Raw genomic sequence first — 18,876 nt, 5'->3', positions numbered from 1 at the left:
CCTGCCAGGGATCGCAGACCGTGAACCAGTCCGGAACCTATCTCCGGGCGGCCGCCGTTTCGCCGTTCGCGGCCCGGACGGCGCGGAAAAGGGAAAGTCCACTGACGAGGGAGAGCGACTTTGAGCACGGTACTGTTCGCACGCCGGGCCCGGCGGCCGAAACCGGCCGTGCCCGCCGACGAGATCGAGATCCAGCCGCCGCCCGCGGTCCCGGAGGACACCGGCGGCGGGATCAGCTCGGTGCTGATGTACGCGCCGATGGGGCTGGGCTCGCTGGCCATGGTGATGATGTTCGTCCGCCCCGGTTCCGGCCTGATGACCTACATCGGCGGCGGCGTGATGCTGCTGTCGGTGGTGGGCATGCTCGTCGTGCAGCTGGTCCGGTCCTCGGTCACGCACAAGCAGAAGCTGCACGGGCACCGGCGGGACTACATCCGCTACCTGACTCAGCTGCGCGAACGCGTCCGCACCGCGCTGGCCGCCCAGCAGCGCGCGGCGCGGTGGATCCACCCCGACCCGCGCGCCCTGTGGTCGATGGCGCTGGGCTACCGGCTGTGGGAACGCCGCGCCGCGCAGGACGACTTCGGCGAGATCCGGATCGGGGTCGGCACCCAGCGTTCGGCGGTCCGGCTGCTCCCGCCGGACACCAAACCGATCGAGGACCTCGAACCGCTCGCCGCGCACGCGCTGCGCCGGTTCCTGCGCGCCTACTCCAGCCTGCCGGATGCCCCGATCGCGGTGTACCTGCGCGGGTTCGGGCAGATCCAGTTCAGCGGGGACGACGCCGCGGTGACCGGCCTGGTCCGCGCGATGCTGGGCCAGCTGGCCACCGCGCACGGTCCCGCCGAGGTCCGCGTCGCGCTGTGCGCCGGCCCCGACCGGGTCGAACGGTGGAGCTGGCTGAAGTGGCTGCCGCACAACCAGGATCCGGAAAGCCGGGACGCGGCGGGCGCGCGGCGGCTGGTGGCCGAGACGATCGCCGAGGCCGAACTCCTGCTCGGTGGCCCGTCCTTCACCGGGCGGCCCCGGTTCGAGGCGGACACCCCGATCACCGCGTCGGAGCCCTTCGTCGTGCTCCTCCTCGACGGTGCGGCGATCCCCGCCGACCATCGGGCCGCCGAGGAGGGTTACCGCAACGCAGTGGTGCTCGACGTGTCCGGTGCGCTGCCCTGGCAGCAGCGCCCAGGCGTGCTGTTTCTCGACGTCGACGCAGACGAGGTGCGCACGGTCTCGTTCGACCGGCTCGGCCGGCCACGCGGTAAACCGTTGTGCAGGCCTGATTCGCTGAGCGGGATCGGCGCCGCCGCGCTGGCCCGCACGATGGCGAGGCATCGCATCGGCGAGGTGTCCGATGACGAGGAGCCGACCGCCGCCGACTACGAGCTCGCCGGCCTGCTCGGCCTCGGCGACGTCGCCCACTTCGAGCCGACGCGCTACCGCCGCGAGCGGATGACCGCCAAGCGCCGGCTGCGGGTGCCGATCGGCATCGCCGCCAACGGGGCCCCGCTGGAGCTGGACATCAAGGAGGCCGCCGAGGACGGGATGGGGCCGCACGGGCTGTGCGTGGGCGCCACCGGGTCCGGTAAGAGCGAGCTGTTGCGCACGCTGGTGCTCGCGCTGGCCACCACGCATTCCTCGGAGGACCTCAACTTCGTCCTGGTCGACTTCAAAGGCGGCGCGGCGTTCCTCGGCTTCGATCAGCTTCCGCACACCTCGGCGGTGATCACCAACCTCGCCGAGGAGCTGGAACTGGTCGACCGCATGCAGGACGCGCTCGAGGGTGAGCTGAACCGGCGTCAGGAATACCTCCGCGCCGCGGGCAACTACGCCTCCCGCCGGGACTACGAGGCCGCGCGGGCCCAGGGCATCCCGCTCGAGCCGATGCCCGCGCTGTTCATCGTGGTCGACGAGTTTTCCGAGATGCTCTCCAGCAAGCCGGAGTTCATCGACACCTTCGCCATGATCGGCCGGCTGGGCCGCAGCCTCGGCGTGCACCTGCTGCTGGCCTCGCAGCGGCTTGACGAGGGCCGCATCCACAAGGTGGAGACCCATTTGTCGTATCGGATCGGCCTGCGCACTTTCTCCGCGATGGAAAGCCGTAGCGTCATCGGTGTTCCGGACGCCTACGAGCTGCCGAACAGCCCGGGCAACGGCTACCTGCGCCCGGACACGCAAACCCTGATCCGGTTCAAGGGAGCGTTCTCCTCCTCGCCTTACCGGACCAAGCGCCGCGTCACCACCCCCGATTCAGCCGGCCAGCACGTCGTACCGTTCGGCCTGGGATATGCGGAACCGCCCACGGCTCCGGAACCGGAGCCGGAACCCGAGCCGGCGCCCGCCGAAGGTCAGGACAGCATCGACACGGTGCTCGACGTGCTGATCACGCGGCTGCGGGGCATCGGTCCGCGGGCGCACCAGGTGTGGCTGCCGCCGCTCAAGCGGCCGGCCACCCTGGACCAGCTGCTGCCCCCGCTGGTGGACCATCCGGACCTGGGTCCCCGCCCGGTCGGCGGCCTGCAGACCGCGGGCCTGACCGTCCCGGTCGGCCTGGTCGACCTGCCCGCACAGCAGCGCCGTGAGCTGCTGATCGCGGATCTGTCCGGCAGCAAGGGGAACGTGGCCGTCGTCGGCGGTCCGCAGAGCGGCAAGAGCACCCTGCTCCGGACTCTGATCGCGGCGCTGGCGGTGACCCACACTGCCGCCGAGGTGCAGTTCTACTGCCTCGACTTCGGCGGCACGCTCACCGCGCTGGCGAAGCTTCCGCACGTCGGCAGCGTGGCCAACCGGCTCGACCGCGACCGGGTCACCCGGACGGTGCTCGAGGTGACCAACCTGATGGCCCGGCGCGAAACGCTCTTCGCCGAGCACAACATCGACTCGATGGCCAGCTACCGGCGAGCCCGGCAAGCGGGCCGCTACACCGATCTCGATCCCTACGGCGACGTGTTCCTGGTGGTCGACGGCTGGTACACGATCCGTCAGGACTTCGACGACATCGAGGACAACTTCACCGAGATCGCCGCGCGTGGCCTCAGTCTCGGCGTCCACCTGGTGATCGCGGCCAACCGGTGGTCGGAGATGCGCCCCTGGCTGCGGGACGTGACCGGCACCCGGTTCGAGCTCAAGCTCGGCGATCCGGTGGACTCGGAGATCAACAGCCGGTTCGCCGCCACCGTACCCTCGATCCCCGGGCGGGGCATCACCCCGGACCGGAAGCACTTCCTGGCCGCGCTGCCCCGCATCGACGGTTCGCCCGTCACCGACGACCTCGCCGAGGCGACCGTTGAACTCGCCGAGGCACTGGCGCTGCCCGGCGCACCGGTCGCGCCGAAGGTCCGGTTGCTGCCGCACCAGATCACCGTGCGGGAACTGCCCGGGCCGAAGTCGCCCGGGCCGGCCGCGGAGATGCGGGTCCCGCTCGGTGTCGACGACGTGGAGCTGGCTCCGCTGTGGCACGACTTCGACAGCAGCCCGCACCTGCTGATCTACGGCGACGCCGAAAGCGGCAAAACCAACCTGCTGCGGCACATCGCCCGCTCGGTGGCCGCCCACCACGGCACGGACGAGGCCCGGATCATGTTCGGCGACTTCCGCCGCGAACTGCACGACTGCGTGCCCGCGGAGTACCAGCTCGAATACGCGGTCGGGGCGGACGCGCTGGCGAAGTCCATCGCGGGCGCGGCCTCGGTGCTCAAGGAACGGCTGCCGGGACCGGGCATCCCACCGGGCAGGCTGCCGCTGCGGGACTGGTGGACCGGCGGACGGCTCTACATCATCATCGACGACTTCGAGCTGGCCGAGGGCGCCGGTCCGCTGGATCCGCTGATCCCGGTGCTGCCGCAGGCCGCGGACATCGGGGTGCACATCATCATCGCCCGCAGCACCTCCAGCGGGAGCAGGTCGATGACGAACCAGGCGGTCCGGCGGATGTGGGAGCTGGGCACGCCCGCGTTCCTGTTGTCCTGTCCGAAATCCGAGGGCTCGTTCCTCGGCAGCCTCAAACCGCGCGTACTGCCGCCCGGCCGGGGCCAGTTCGTCAACCGCCGCCGCGCGGTCCGCCTCGTGCAGACCCCACTGGTGGAAGGGTTCGTCAAACCGGAACAACCGGACTGAGGCCGCCGGCCCGGCGGTCTCGTCCATTATGGATGGTACCGCCGGGGGCGTTCCGGTGGGAAGGCCGTTTCCCGCGGCGGAAAATCATTCCTCCGGCGCGACGACTTCCAGTACGCGGGCAGGCCGCCAGCCGCGGCGGCGCCCGGCCCGGTACAGCCGGGTCGCCACCAGCATACCCAGCGTGGCACAGCCCGCGCCGAGCACTCCCGCCACGGCCAGCACCGGACCCCATTGGTCCCGCGGCGTCCGGTCGGCGCCGCGGGCGTCGGGCGGGACGACGGCGGGCTCGCCGTTGCCGCCTTCCTCGGGGAGCACGGCGGTCACCGCGGACAACGGGTTCACCATGCCCCAGCCCAGCGCCGGGTCCGGCAGCCGAGCGGCCGGATGCGCGGCCGTGGCGAGCAGCCGGTGCTTGACCTGGGCAGCGCTCAGCGCCGGCCGGTAGGCGCGCACGAGCGCGGCGGTGCCAGTGACGAACGGCGCGGAGTAGCTCGTGCCCTGCCCCTGCCACTGGCCGGGACCGCCCGGTCCGAGCCCGAGCACGTCGACCCCGGGCGCCACCAGGGACACGAACGGTCCGGTCTGGGAGAACTCCGCGTGCTGTCCCGACTCGTCCACCGCGCCGACCGCGATCACCGACGGGTATGCCGCCGGATAGGTCACCGGATCGCCCTTCTTCGCGCTGTTGGCGGCGGAGGCGACGACCACGACGTCGTGGCTCGCGGCGTAGTCGATCGCTGCGGCCAGCTGCGGGTTCTGCTCGGCGGTACTCGCGGAAATGTTGATCACCCGGGCTCCGCCGTCGACCGCGGCCCGGATCCCGGTCGCCATGCTCTCTGGAGTGAGCGCGTCGTCCTTCTTCGGGTCGTCGGTGTTCGCGCAGCGGATGGGCAGGATCTGCACACCGGGGGCCACCCCGGCGTAACCGGTGTCCTTCGCGGGCGCCGCGGCGATGATACCCGCCACGAAGGTGCCGTGCCCGTAGCAGTCGGTGTCGGCCGGCCCCCGGCCCGGCTGAGTGGTGTCGATCCCGCGCAGCACGGTCCTGCCCCGCAACTGCGGCACCGAACCGTCGACACCGGTGTCGACGACGGCCACGGTGACGCCCGCGCCGGTGGTCAGCGGCCAGACCCGCTCCGGCGCCAGCTGGCGCTGGGCCCACGGCACCGAGGGCTCGACGGTGTTCGGCGGTGGCAGGCACCGCACCTGCTTGTCCTGGTCCCCGCCCGGGGCCGGCGCGCCGGACAGCCCCGGCGACGACTCGGCGGTGGACGGGGGCGGCTCCGGTGCCGCGTAGGCAGGCGGCCGCGTGGCGAGCATGCCCACGGCGACCAGCACGACGGACTTCCCGGCGATCTTCCGCACGGCGCTCCTCGCGATCTCCCCGGTCCGGTCCCGCCCGGGGCCGCTCACGAGGCCACCGCGACGGGTTTGCCCGCGCCCGCCGTTTCGCCCTGCTCCAGCACCATCGAGGTGGTGAGCCGGGCGATCGTGCCCGGGTCCTCGACCAGCCGCAGCGCGATCCGGCGCCGCCCCTCCAGCACGCTGTCGAGTTTCGCCAGCGCCGCGCGATCGCGGTCGTCGAGGCCGGCCGAGTCCGGCGTCTCGCCGGGGGCGAGTTCGCGAAACAGCACCGCGAGCTTCGGCACGCTCGGCCCGTCCGGATCGTCCTCGGGCCGCTCCTGCGCGGATCGCACGGCCAGCGTCTTGAACCGGGCGCCCGCGGTGAACACCACCTCGCCGACCGGGCGGTTCAGCATCAGCTCCGAGGTACGCCGCGCGGAGGCGGGCCAGATCAGCACGTCGAGGTCGGCGCCGGGCACGAGGACGTCGAGATCCATGCTGCCGGCGAGAAAACCCGGTTCGGTGAGCACCGCGCCGGGTTCGCCCCGGTGCTCGAGCGACGCGGACACCCGGCCCTGCCGCAGCACCGCCCGCCGGTGCGTGGGCAGCCGCCGCAAGCCCGACATCAGGCACGGGACGTGCCCGTCCAGCACCGCGCCCTCGCCGGTGCGCAACGCTCCGTTGACCAGGTCCGCGGCTCCCGCGCCCTGGCCGAGGAAGAGGCAGACCGCGACGTAGTCGGCCTTGCCCGCGGGCAAGTCCGCCGCCTGCATCGACGGCCAGTTGGCCAGTGCCGCGTTCACCGTGGCGAGCGCGATACCGAAGTCCTCCCCCGCGGCGGCGACGAACCGGTTCTGCTCGCCGGCGCTGCTGTCCCGCACCGGCACGGCGACCGGCTGGATCTCCGGGGACGGGGTAACGCCCCGCTCCTCGTGCGGCCGGGAAGGCACCGGATCCGGCGCCTCAGCGGGCGGTGTCTGCTCGACGTCGGCCGTCACCTCCGGCTCGGCGCGAACCGGCTGCGTCGTCTCTTCCGGCGTCGCCCGGTCCTCTTCGCACGGGGGGGACTTCGGTGAACCGGTCGCCGTGGACGTCGGCATTCCGCTCGTCACGGTCGAAACCGGCGCGCCTGAAGTGGTCATGACCGGTGCGGCGGGCGGTGTCGCCGGACGAGCCGGCCACGGCCTCGCACCGTCCTTCCCAGACAGTGAGGCCGGAGGGCTGCCTGCCTGCTGACCCGCGCCGGGGGGCGCGGTGTCGCCGGTCTCGGCGGGTGCAACCGGATCAGCGGTAAGAGCCGGAATCACCGGCCGCGGCACCGGCGGATCCGAAGGGGCCGGCGGACCGGCCGGGAATCGAGGCGCGCCCGGAGTCCCCGCGGCTACCGGCCTCGGCGGAAGATCTGGAACCCGCGCGTCGCCGGGGCCGGGCGGTTCGGCCGGAACGAGGGTAGCCAGCGGCGTCAGCACGCTCCTGGGCGACGACTGGAACGGCCGCGCGACCGGGCTCGTCCAGCCGGTTCCGGGCGGGGCGGGCGGCGGCGCGGGTGCGGGACCAATGGCGGGCCCGGAGTTCACCATGTCCGGACGAGCCGTCTTCCGCCGCTTTCCGGTCCGGATGGGCACGGAATCCACCGGTTCGGGTGAGGATGGCGGCGAGGACGACCTCCCGTCCGATTCGGACGGCACCCGGGCAGTATGGGGCGGGACGTGCGAGCCGAACGACGGCGCGACTTGCTGCTGGGCCGAATGATGACCGAGCGCGTGCGCGGCGTCGTCGTCGGGCACACCCGCCATCCGGACTCGCACCGCTGTCCGCTCATCGTCCGGAAGCTCCGCGAGCAGTCGCTCCGCCGCGGTGAGTACGGACAGGCTCAACGCCACCCCGGCGGCACCCAGGGTCAGAGTCCACTGGGCCGGGTCGAACGGCGCGGCCGCGGCGGCCGGATCGAGATCACCGTCCTCCGCGCGCAGCACCAGCCCGGCCGGCACGACGTCGGCGACCACCGGCACACCGTCGGCGCCGAGGTACCGGTAGGACCGCTGATCCGCCCGCTCCCACCCGGCCGGCGGTGGCGCGACGGCAAGGATTTGCTGGCCCCCACCGCCGGTGCGCTGCCGAAGCACGGTGGGGAAGGGCCGGAATCGGCCGCCCGGAGCCACGGTCGATCCGCCGGACTGTGGGCCGGCGCTGAACACGATGTCCCGGGACAGGCGTAGCGCCAGTTCGCTCGGCCAGGTGTGCACCGCGGCCCCCGGGATCGCAGGGATCACCATCACGGGGTTCGGCGGGAGCCCGGCGAGCAGCTCGGCGACCGCGACCGCCGCGGGGGTCGTGACGACGATCTTCGGGAAGCGCTGGTTGACCGGGATTTCCGAGGCCTGCGCGACCCCCGGGGCCTGCGCGGCCGAGCCGGACCGGATCAGCAAACCGCACGGCACCGGCACGGCCTCCGCGCCGCCGAGGGCGACCGGGCTCGTCGGAACCCACTCCTCCCACTCCGGCAACGGGTACCGGGCCCCGTGAAAGCTCACCAGCCAGTCCGGCCGGAACCGGTGCCAGCCCATCCCTCCCGCACCGTGACCCGCGTAGAGCGCGGCACCAGGCCCGGTACTGAGCCCGCCGTCGGGCGCGGCGATCTCGATGCCGAGTTCCCCGGCGAGGCGCTGCGCCGTCCCGGTGCGGGAGGCGAGGCCGGCCACCCCAAGCCACAGCAGGTCGATACCGGCCAGGTGCTCGCGCAGCAGCGCGGGCAGCTCGGCCACCAGCGAAGGCACCCGGCACGCGCCCGAGGTGGCCAGCACGAGTAGTTCGCCCTCGGGCAACCGTGCGACGCTCCCGCGCGGCGGTTCGAGGCGCGCCTCGCCGCGATGCCGGACGAGCACGTACCGCTCGTGCGCTTCGGCGACCAACAGGCCGGGGTGGTGCTGATGCATCGTCTCTCCAGTCGGCACGGCTCACCGCATAGACAGCAGGTCGTCCTCGGTCAGCAGGGTGAGGTCCGCGGCGTCGGCGGTAGTGGTCGCGGCCAGCCGGGAGGCCTGCCGGTCGGTCATCCACTCGAACACCCGCCGCGCGGTACGCCCGTTGCCGAACGTGCTGTCCTTCGGCATCTCCTCGAAGTACTTCAGCAGCGCCGCACCGGCGGCCTCGGTGAGCCGGTAGTCGTGCTTGCCGCACTGCGCCCGCACAATCGTCACCAGCTCATCGGAGGTGTAGTTGGCGAACTCGATCGTGCGGCTGAACCGGGATTCCATCCCGGGGTTGGCAGAGAGGAAATCGGTCATCTCCCGGGAGTAGCCCGCCGCGATCACAACGACGTCGTCGCGGTGGTCCTCCATCAGCTTAACCAGTGTGTCGATCGCCTCCCTGCCGAAGTCGGGACCGCTTCCGCCCCCGCCGGAACTGAGCGCGTACGCCTCGTCGATGAAGAACACCCCGCCGAGTGCGGTGGTGAACGCCTCGGTGGTCTTGATCGCGGTGCCGCCGATGATCTGGGCGACCAGATCGGCTCGCGCCACCTCGATCAGATGGCCCTCGCGCAGCACCCCGAGCTGCGCGAGGATCTGGCCGTAGAGCCGGGCGATGGTGGTCTTGCCGGTCCCGGGCGCGCCGGCGAAGACGAGGTGGCGCGCCATCGGCGGGGCGGAGAGACCCGCGTCGGTCCTCCGTTTCGCCATCTTGTTCAGGTTGACCAGTGACGTCACTTCGCTCTTCACCCCGGCCAGTCCGACCAGCCCCTGGAGTTCTTCGAGGGGATCGGAACCGAGTGCCGGGCGCGGCAGTTGCCGGGTTTCGGCGGGCGGGGTGGCGCCGGTGGCGACCGCGGCGCCGTACGCGTCGTTCGCGAGGTTGCCGCCACTGATCAGCTCCAGGACCTCGATCGTCCTGCTCGGCCGGAGCTGCCGGACCCCACTGCCGTGGTTGTCCCGGACCGCGCATCCCTTCACCGAAACTGATTCGCCGGTCTCCAGCAGGATCCCGTCGGCGGAGCCGCCGGAGAACTCGGAGTCGAGCACGCTGCCGGAGGCACCTGCGGCGAAGGTGCAGCCCGCGAGCCTGCTTTCCTGCACGCGGCAGCGTGTCATCGACAGGTCGGCGCCAGCACCCGCGTACACACCCTCGGCGCCGGAACGAAGCAGCTGGCTGTCTGACAGCGAAAGCGCGGCACCGACCACCCGAACCCCGGCATCGGGGAGATCCCGGGCGTTCAGGCCACTCACCGAAGGCCGCGCCGAGCCCGCGACGGAAAGCCCTGCCCCGCCCCCGCCCTCGATCTCGACGTTCTCCAGTCTCCCGCGCGCGCCGCGGTCAGCCTCGATCGCCGCACCGTCGCAGCCGCGCACCCGCAGCCTGCGGAAGAACGGATCGGCGCTGTCGTCGATCCGGACCCCGGCCGCGGTGCACCCGGCCACGGAGACCTGGTCGAACTCGGGCAGGCTCCGCTCGGTCACACCGATCCCGATACCATCCACATCGGACACTTCACAGTCGGTCACGGTGCCGGCCGCCCGGCCGGCGAAGTGCAGGCCGCGGCCCCTGGTCCCGCGCACCCGGCAACCACGCAGCACCGGCGCGCACCCCTCGGCGACGAACACCCCTTCCGCACCCGCGCCCTCGACCGCACACCCCTCCAGCGCCACCTGCTCCGAGCTGGCGAGGTAGAAACCGATCGCGGCGGTGTCGAGCACGCGGATCCGGGCGGCGTTCAGCGCGGCCCGCTGCTCCACCGCGATCGCGGGCTTGCCCGCACCGGTCACCACGGTGTCTTCGACGGTGAGCCGGCCCTGGCCGTTGAGGCAGATCCCGTTGGCCGCGGCGGGTCCCACCGTGCTGGCGCGCACGAGCAGGCCACCATGTCCGGCCACCACGACCGCGGAGGTGCCCAGACCGGCCAGCGTGCAGTCGTCGAGCACACCCCCGTCGGGCGAGGTGACCACGACCCCGGCGCCGGCGCCGTTTCGCACTTCGCTGGACCGCATGAGCAGGGTGCCCTGGTCGCGGACGAAGACCGAGGCCCAGCTGGCCGCCTCGACCACGCACTCGGTGACGCTGAGCTGCCCGCCCGGCACCAGAACCGCTGGACTGTCCGAGTCGGTGGCGACCAGGGTGAGCCCGGACAGCGCCGCCGAGTCCGTCTGCAGAGTCACGGTCACCCCGGTGGCGGCGATGAGCCACACCGTACCCGGCCCGTCCTCCGCGGTGATGGTGACCGGCTTGGTCAGCGCGAGGTTTTCGGGGTAGCGCCCCGGCCCGACCACGATCACCGCCCCGTCGTGCGCCCGCTCGAGCGCCTCGCCGATCGTGCGGTACCCCGGTCCGGGGGTCTGCGCGACCGCGATGATGTTATTGATCACAGCTCCTCCATAGTCCCGATCCTCACGCACCGAGGGATTGCGACCGCCCACCGAGACCGGAGGTGGCCAGCCCGTGCCGCGTCCGGCACCCGGCCTTGGCGAACAGCCTCGTCAGGTGTTTCGCCACGGTCTTCTCGCTCATCCGCACCGCATGCGCGATCTGCCGGTTTGTCCGGCCGAGGCGGATCAGCTCGATGATCCGCACTTCGGTCTCCGATAGGTCCCCGTCGCGCTCGCGCTGTGCCTGGCCGACGCCGCTGCCGCGAAGGGATCGCTTGATCCGCGCGGTCAGCCGGGTCGCGCCGATCGACTGCGCGATCTCGAAGGCCTCCGCCAGCCACGGCCCCGGTTCCGCGGCGGTGGTGGCGACCAGCTGGCAGGCCAGCGAAACCTCGAACCGGTCTCCGCCGCGGCGGACAAGACGCTCGGCAGTCCGCGCCGCGCCACGATCACCGGCGACCAGGCCTCGCACGAAAAACACCGTTTTACGAGCTTCGAGGGTCCTCTCGCGGGCGTAGGTCCGCTCGGTCTCGGCCAGCACCCACTGCGCCCGGGTGAATTCGCCCGATTCCATCGCGATCACCGCCATCCGCCGCAGCAAGCGAGCGGTGCCGGGACCGCTGCCGCCCTCCGCACCCGCGCGCAGCGCGCCCGCACTGTCACTGGTCTGGTAAAGGTGCCCGGCGATCGCCCACGTCCGAAGCGCGGGAAACGCGCAGTCCGCGGGCACGGAGTCCAGCCAGGCCACCGCGTGCTGGTTCTCGCCACGCCATGAGCACATCTCGGCGGCGTGCAGGCGGGCGCTGTGCCGGGCGAAAGGATCCGCGTGCGGATCGAGTTCCAACTCCCGTGCCGCACTGAGCGCCGCTGACCAGTCCCCGCCGGCGTATCCGGCGAGCACCCGGTGATAGGCAGCGAGCGGACCATCGACCGGGGTGCCGAAGTCCGCGCCCAGCACCGACCCGAGCACCGGAACCAGATCGCGCATGGCCAAGGCGTTCTCCAGGCCCGGAGTCCGGCATGCGATCGTCGGAAGGACCGGCGAACTGCGTAACGGCGCGAAGGCCGTTTCCACCTCTTCCAGGGAGCCATCATCGGCACCGGCGAACCACCGGTCGCAGAATCCGATCGCGGCGGGCACCCGATCGTCGCGGGTCACAGCGGCGCGGACCGGCGCGGAGACTGGGCGCCCCGAATGCAGCGCTGCCAGCGCGGCCGCAGCGGCGAGGCCGGCGGGGTCCAGTTCCCCGGCGGGCACCTCCTCGACGAACCGCGCCAGTCGCGAATAGTCCGCACCGCGGACGAACCGGCGCACCAACTCGACGGCCGCCCGGGAGCGTTCCCCACCGTCCTCGGTGTGCCACCAGACCGCATACCAGCTGGCCGGGTCCGGCGCTTCGTCGCGGAGTTCCCGGACCGCCGCGGGCCGGCGCGGCACCGCTGGGCCTGCTGCCGCGAGATGCCGGACCAGCACCTGTGGACGCGCACCCTCTTCGTCGAGAAGATACGTGGCGATGGCACCGTGCAGCGCCGCCGCGCCGTGTTTCCCCACGGCAGTGCCCAAGGCGGGACAGCGGATGCTCAGCCGCCCGTCGACATCGGCACCGAGCACCCCCGCCCGCACCAGCCGGTCGGCAGCCCGTCCGTACTCCGCCGCCGACCGATGGGTGGCCTCGGCCAGCACTGGAATCTCGTCCACTCCGAACGCGGTACTCCCGGCCAGCCGCACCAGATCGCGGCCGAGATCCCCGCAGGCATCCAGCGCGAGGAGCAGCGGATGCCCCGGCGAGAGAGCCACCGGCTTTTCCGGCTCGCGCAGGCATACCTGTCCGTGCACTACCTGTAGCCGGTCGCGTCGGCGCAGTTCGGCCACCGTCGACACGACGGTGCCGGGATTTCCGTACAGCTCGCCGAGTTCTTCACGCACAGCGCGCCGGAGAGCGTCGTCAACCGGCATCCCGACGGCTTGCCCGAGCACGCCGTCGGCGTCCTCGACAGGGAGGGCGGCGAGTTCGATCGTTGTCTCGGCCACCACGCCAAGACTGGCCTCGTCGGCGCAGGCGGCGAACACCAGGCAGCCGGCGAGGTGGGCCGCGCCGAGACCGATGGCGGGCTCGGCAACCCCGTCGGCGTCGTCCACGATCACGGCGACCGGCGCAAGCATGCGGAACACCGCGACCAACGCGGTGACCAGCCGCGAACGCTCCCAGGCTGATGCGTAACTGGCGGGAACACACAGCCGGCCTACCGTGTCGATCGCTTCGGTCAGTCGCGCCCGGCCACCCAGATCTTCGAACCGTGCCCGGATCGCGTCGAGGAAGATCCGGACACCGAACCGATCCCACTCCGGGCGCGGCGCCGCCCCCGAGATTTCGAGGACAAGAATCCCGCGCTCGGTCAGCTCGGCTCCCACCCGCCCGAGCACGGCGCCCTTGCCGCTGCCTGGCGCTCCGTGCAGCACAGTCAGGCTTCGGCTCTTCGCCGCTGCGCGAAGTGCCGCTAGCTCGGCGCGTCTGCCTACGAGTCCTGGGTGTCCTCGCCCCATCCTGCTGTCCCTCCCCGACTTCCCGTTCTCCTGCCGCGAGGTCGCTGTCGTCTGGTTGCCTCGTGCGCCGCGGGCACCGGTGCCCCCTTCATTTCTTCACTGCTCCATACCCGGCCAACGCGGCACCGTCCTGCATCGCGGCCGACAACTCGATCCGGGAACGGTAGCCGGTGCGCGCGAACAATCGGCTGAGCCGGTTTTCCACGCTCTTCTCACTGACGCGCAGCGCCATCGCAAGTTGCTTGTTGGTCAGTCCGTCGGCGACGAGCACGGCCAGCAGGTGCTCACTTTCGACAGCGGTGCGTGCGCGTCCGGGCACGACGACGGAGTGCTCCCGCATGAGATTGCGCAGCCACGAACGGTAGAGCCGAGCGTCGAACTCGCCGAGGTGCTCGTAAGCCGCGATCAGCAGCATCGGCTTGGCGACCCCGTGCCGCACCAGCTTTTCGGTCGTCATGGCGATTTCGAAAGGCTGCCCGCGCTCCCGGGCCAGCTCGAGACATTTCGCCGCACCTGGGCGATCGGCGTTCACAAGAGACCTGATCAGCGCGGCGTGCAACCGGACGCGACTGGTCGGCATTGTGCGGGCGAGGCCTTCGATCGCGATGAGACACCGTTTCGCCTCGTCGAAATCACCAGCCTGCAAAGCCAGGTCGGTGATTTCGGCCAGGCACAGGTCCGTGCCGACGGCCAGGCCACGCTCGGCCGCGGTCTGTGCACACTCGGCGAGTTTCACCCGTGCCGCCGCTCCTTCGCCCAGGGCGTGGCAGATCCGTGCCTCAGCGAGGTCGAGCAGATAGCCCAGCCGGGGACGCGCCTGTCTCGCGGACGTCAGGGCTTCTCGCGCTGCGGTCAGTTTGCCTTGTGCCACCATCATCGAGATAATCGCCTGCTGCATCGCGGAGTACCCGATGTCGTCTCCACCGCGAGCTCCGCTCGTCGCAGCCCGGCCGGCCAACTCGACGGCCAGGCCCGCCTCACCCCGCAACGCCGCGAGAGCCGCGCGGTGGCCCAACGGCACCTCGCCGGGATCCTCGACGGCCAGCAGTTCCGCCGCTGCGGCGGCGTCGCCGAGGACGAGCAGGGCCGCCGCCCGCGAGATCGCCAGCTCCGCGCCGCGCCGGCACACGACTCGTGACAGAACGTTCGCCGGAGCGGAGAAGTCTCGTTCGGGCAACCCCTCGAAAAGGGCACTATGACCGGTCCACAGGGCAGCCTGGGCCTCCAGCAGCGATCCGTGCAACACGGTCGTGGCGCTTCCGGCGCGCCAGCGCGGCCCACTTCCGCCGAGCACGGCCCGCACCTCACCCCATCGGTCCAGCATGCCCAGCGCGAGCGCTCTGGTCACCGGTCGCTGTCTGGGGTCCTCCTGCCAGCCGCGGCAGGATTCCGCGATCTTACGCAGGAACTCCTCATCTCCGGTGTTCCTGAGCGACCGCACCGCGATCACCTGGAGTTCCTGAGCCACGTCCGGTGTCAGCTGGTCGGCGAAGCCGGTCAGCAAGAGCTGAGCACCGCGGAGACTGCGATCGTGGAACCCGCGCGCATGGCAGATCTCGGTGTACGCGAGCAGGGAGGCCGCCCGCCGGGCCGGCGTCTGCGCCAGGTCGATCGCCGTGGCGAGCCACCGCGCAGCCCGCCATGACTGCCGGACGCCGACTTCGGTCGCCCGCTCCAGCAAGGTGTCGAAGGCGCGTACCGGATCGATCAGCCCTCCGGCTTCGGCCACCAGATCGGCCAGGCGATCCGGATCCGCGCAGGACGCCTCGTCCGCCCAGACCGCGGTGACCGCCCTGGCGGACAGTTGCTTGCGTTCAAAGGGACCCATCGCGGCGGTGAGCGCGCCGGCCAGGGCCGGCACGGGTATCCGCCACGAGTGCCCATGTCGGCCGCGGTGCAACACACCCTCGCGGCACAGATCGGCCAGTAGCGCTCCGGCCTCGGGTTCACTCGTCTCCAGCACTTCGGCGACCAGACGCGGGACTACCACGCCCAGCGGCGCGAACACACTCACCGCCGTTGCGGCCCTGGAGGCCTCGGGGCGCAGGCCGCGGACGCACCGCAGAGACTGTTTGCCCGGTGAAAACTCCAGCGGCCGAACCACCGTTTCGAGGTAGGCCCGGCCACCAGCCGATCGCACCGCCCCATTGTGCCGCAGCGCCTCGATCGCGTCGTGGACCGCGGCCGGAATCCCCCGGGACAGCTCACGGACCCGGGCCACCAGCTCGTCGTGCGGCCGGGCCCGGGTCACCGCTGCGAGGGTCCGGGCCACCTCGATCGCGGTCATCGGCCGCAACCGAGCCGGGGCCACCAGCGCGGCTCCGCGCAGATCCCGCAGCCAGGCCAAAAGGTGGGCCGGAAACGGGGTACGGATCGCGCAGACACAGGCCGAACCAGTCCCAGCCAGTCGCCGCACCAGCGCGCCGAGCACGGCACGGGAGTCTTCGTCGATCCACTGCGCATCGTCGACCAGCAAGAGGGCCTCACGCTCCCCGCGCAGCATCACGGCCGCCACCGCTGCAGCCGCCCGCCGCGCGATCTCCGGATCCCGGTGCGCCCCCGCGACCGGGCCGATCGGCGGAAAACCCGGACGGGCGCGGGACAGCCGGACCGGGACGACGTCGCCGGTGCGGGTGAAGCGGATCACCGTCACCCAAGCCCCATGCCGCGCCAGCACTTCGCCCAGCATGGTCAGCGCCGTGGTGCGTCCGATCCCGGCCGGACCGGTGATCGGCACCAGCGGCCGCCCCGAGGCGAGAGCAGTGAGTACGACGTCCACACCTCTATCATTCGGCGGCAGGGACAGCGAAGCCCGTGCTGAACCCGGACCGAGGACTTTCCGCGCGGGTGGAGTGCCCGAACTACTGGCCAAGGCGATCCCCGAACCCGGCACGCAGGCCGGTCAGGGCGCGGCAGAGTGGCTGACTCACCGGTACCGCCGATCGGTTTCCTCTGGGGAAGACCGAGTTCGGCATTTCGGGTTGGCCTTTCTCCGCGCGTGACCGGTGGTCCCGGATACGTTTCTTCCGCCCGATGGGCCGCGGTTGCTTTTTCGGAGTTTTCCGGCAGCCAACAGGGGATCCCGGTGTGGGCGGTGGTCGTCGTGCACGGTTTCGTCGTCCGGGTCGGAACAAGGGTCCGGGTTTCGCCGGTAGGTCACAGACGATTGACAATCACCGTCAGGCCCTCTCCGCACAGTCGAGTTGGGCAGCGGCAAGCTCTTCCGCGGCGAGAATCTCGTCCTGCTCGGCAGCGATCCGGGCCAGGATGTCGCCGACGTCGAGGAAGCTGCCGGTTTCTGAGATGTCATCCATCGGATCCCGCCTTCAGCGTTTCGAACATAATTCCAGCTAAACGCAGGGCCGCGACCTACGCCAGGGTTTTGCGCGAAGAGCCCGTCCGGTTTTCCCTTTCGCAGCGAGCGGCGGCAGGTCGCCGCATTCGCTTCCGGGCTGCCGCAGTATCGGCCAGAACCGCGAGGCGCGTCTCAGCATCATAGCGGTAGCAGTGGCGCTGATCGAGCAGCTCAGGCCGTCGGATCCCAGCCGTCGGCATGAGCGCTCTTGCAATCGTCTGAGATAGGGCCGGCAACGCGGCCTCCGATTCCGCACGCTTCGGGCTCCCGGACACGACCGGCAGCCGCATCGTCTTCTCTACCGATTCGCCCGAGGGCCGAGTGACACCGGAACACAAGAGCGGCCCAGCTCTACCGACGCGTCTGTCGGTGATGCCGAGCCGTCACCGGTAGACGCCCAGAGCTATCTCGGGTAGGTTCCCGGCCGTTGCGCGACGACCGAGCTTCCATGGCCGTTACGCGAAGCCCCGGGCGAAGGTCCACGATCAGAGTTCTCTGATCGGCAACAGCGCGACCGCCTCTGGCGTCCGTGCCAATCCGGCTGGAACTTCGTTGAAGCACAAAGCTCCACACCGATCACTGCCGCCAGCGGCGGTTTGGCGGCAGAGCCTCGGACACCCGCCGCAACCTCGCTCCAACCCCGGCGCCGCAAGACTGCTCGGCACAATCGCCGGAGTGGCCGACTAACAGGGCAGACGAGGGCGAGCCAGAATCGCTCGCGGGCAATACTTTCGCCAACGCCCAGCGAACGAGGCCGCATCTCGGCGGCCGACGAATCCGGTCACCGTGCTCGTACCCGCCGTGACGATACCCACCGACGCGCGCGTCTCCAAGGTGGGAGCGGGAACCTGTTCGCCGCGCGCTACTACTGCCGTAACCAGCTTCAACAGGTCTGCGGTGCGGAATCCACGAACAACCCCTCCGTCGCAGCCGGACGCACCCACCCCGATGGACTGGTACCGCACGGCTGATCCGCCCCAAAAGCCACGGCGAGGCAGCGGGACCGCTCTCATCGTTCTGCCGTCCCGGCACCAGGCGAATGGGCCGCTTCCCGTCGGGCAAGGCGACCACGAACGGCTCCCGCACCTCGAACGAGCACCCAGGCAGCACATCCGCCACTTTGTGCTCAGAATCGATATCCGGCGCGTCGGCGAGCAAGCGTGCCTCGTCGTTGTCAGCTTCGCCCGCGTGGAGCACGACGACGTCCCCAGGAAAACTCGCCGCGCCGTCCGTCATGGTCTGCGCGATCCAGCGCAGCCATTCCTGCAAGCGCATCAGGCCCTCCCTTCGGATCGCGTGTTCTGGCCGTTCTCTGACGACCGTAGATCCCCGAAGCGGGGAACCGGCCGCAAGGAGGGCAGCGGGAGCCTTCCGTTGACAGGGGGTTGCCCGAACGACTAAGACCGGAGCCGGGTGCGACAGGTCAGGCCAGAGCGCCAGAACGCAACGCGTAGGCCACCGCGTGCGGGCGGGTGGCGAGCCCCAGTCTTCGCATCGCTTCCGTCAATACTTTCTTGACCTGTCCCTCTGACCAGGACAGTTTCGAAGCGATCTCCGCGGAGCTAAATCCGTCCGCCAGCAGGCGGATTATGTTCAGTTCTCGCAGATCGAGCCTGGACAGGGTCAGGCTGTTCGGCTCAAGGACGTCGCGGCGAAGAATGTCGATCTGCCGCACCAGTTCCAGCTGCAAACCGCGCGGCAGCAACGAATGCCCGCGAACCGTGCCGATGACGGCCAACGCAAGCCGCCCCCCCGTGCAGTTCTTGCCGGGCAGGATGCTCATGACCCCGCACTGCACTGCAAACAGGAGGTCTTCCTTGTCAAACCGGTCAGTGACGAGCACGCACCGTGACATGGAGCCAGTCACGCCGCTCTCCCGCCACTGCCTGACCTGGGCCAACCGGGCGATCCGCGCATGTTCGTCGATGACGAGAAGCACGTCCGCACTCTCCTGCTCACGCTTGGTGACGATCTCGATCTGCCCAGTCGATCGCAGCATCGCGGCGACGCCGACCGCCTTGATCGGGTCATGCGCCTGAATCAGGACTCGGATCGGTGTCACCAGCAATCCCTCCCCCTCGGATCCCTGCAGCAGGAATCGGTGTTCCCGAACACTCTCCCTTCGAAAGACGCTCGTGAACCGACGAGGTTGAGTGGAGCCT

8 protein-coding genes are annotated in these 18,876 nt (G+C 70.9%); 1 reads left to right on the top strand and 7 read right to left on the bottom strand.

The window, feature by feature from the left end; genetic code table 11:
* Nucleotides 1-120: 120 nt before the first annotated feature.
* Nucleotides 121-4,113, top strand: coding sequence for a type VII secretion protein EccCa (gene eccCa / locus NYF13_RS14250; RefSeq protein WP_315656876.1), 3,993 nt, complete (start codon nucleotides 121-123; stop codon nucleotides 4,111-4,113).
* Nucleotides 4,114-4,197: 84 nt separating this feature from the next.
* Here the strand turns inward: eccCa and mycP are convergent, their stop codons facing one another.
* The 7 genes from mycP to NYF13_RS14215 form a co-directional block, all read right to left on the bottom strand.
* Nucleotides 4,198-5,526 (bottom strand): type VII secretion-associated serine protease mycosin, encoded by a 1,329-nt coding sequence (gene mycP, locus NYF13_RS14245; RefSeq protein WP_315656874.1) that lies wholly within the window; start codon nucleotides 5,524-5,526, stop codon nucleotides 4,198-4,200.
* Nucleotides 5,523-8,393 carry a hypothetical protein gene (locus tag NYF13_RS14240; RefSeq protein WP_315656872.1) on the bottom strand — a complete coding sequence of 957 codons (2,871 nt, stop codon included), beginning with the start codon at nucleotides 8,391-8,393 and terminating at the stop codon, nucleotides 5,523-5,525. The genes mycP and NYF13_RS14240 overlap by 4 nt, the downstream gene beginning before the upstream one ends.
* 21 nt (nucleotides 8,394-8,414) lie before the next feature.
* Nucleotides 8,415-10,814 carry a right-handed parallel beta-helix repeat-containing protein gene (locus NYF13_RS14235; RefSeq protein ID WP_315656871.1) on the bottom strand — a complete coding sequence of 800 codons (2,400 nt, stop codon included), beginning with the start codon at nucleotides 10,812-10,814 and terminating at the stop codon, nucleotides 8,415-8,417.
* 22 nt (nucleotides 10,815-10,836) lie between these two features.
* Entirely contained in the window at nucleotides 10,837-13,359 is a 2,523-nt protein-coding gene (locus tag NYF13_RS14230; RefSeq protein WP_315656869.1) for an AAA family ATPase, read from the bottom strand.
* Between the two features lie 88 nt (nucleotides 13,360-13,447).
* Nucleotides 13,448-16,138: a LuxR family transcriptional regulator gene (locus tag NYF13_RS14225; protein ID WP_315656867.1), complete on the bottom strand. Its 2,691-nt coding sequence runs from the start codon at nucleotides 16,136-16,138 to the stop codon at nucleotides 13,448-13,450.
* A gap of 400 nt (nucleotides 16,139-16,538) precedes the next feature.
* Entirely contained in the window at nucleotides 16,539-16,673 is a 135-nt protein-coding gene (locus NYF13_RS14220; protein ID WP_315656865.1) for a hypothetical protein, read from the bottom strand.
* A gap of 1,464 nt (nucleotides 16,674-18,137) precedes the next feature.
* A complete protein-coding gene (locus NYF13_RS14215; RefSeq protein WP_315656863.1) occupies nucleotides 18,138-18,776 on the bottom strand; it encodes a LuxR C-terminal-related transcriptional regulator in 639 nt (212 codons plus the stop codon).
* Nucleotides 18,777-18,876: the final 100 nt, after the last annotated feature.

The organism is Amycolatopsis sp. PS_44_ISF1, assembly GCF_032335455.1.
Lineage (GTDB): Bacteria > Actinomycetota > Actinomycetes > Mycobacteriales > Pseudonocardiaceae > Amycolatopsis.
Note: the sequence above shows the minus strand (reverse complement) of the source record. Positions and strands in the feature narration are given on the sequence as shown.

Bases quoted from the DNA above. Each gene is read 5' to 3' on its own strand.
- NYF13_RS14230 (WP_315656869.1), bottom strand. From the start codon at position 13,359: ATGGGGCGAGGACACCCAGGACTCGTAGGCAGACGCGCCGAGCTAGCG.
- NYF13_RS14220 (WP_315656865.1), bottom strand. From the start codon at position 16,673: ATGGATGACATCTCAGAAACCGGCAGCTTCCTCGACGTCGGCGACATC.
- NYF13_RS14240 (WP_315656872.1), bottom strand. From the start codon at position 8,393: ATGCATCAGCACCACCCCGGCCTGTTGGTCGCCGAAGCGCACGAGCGG.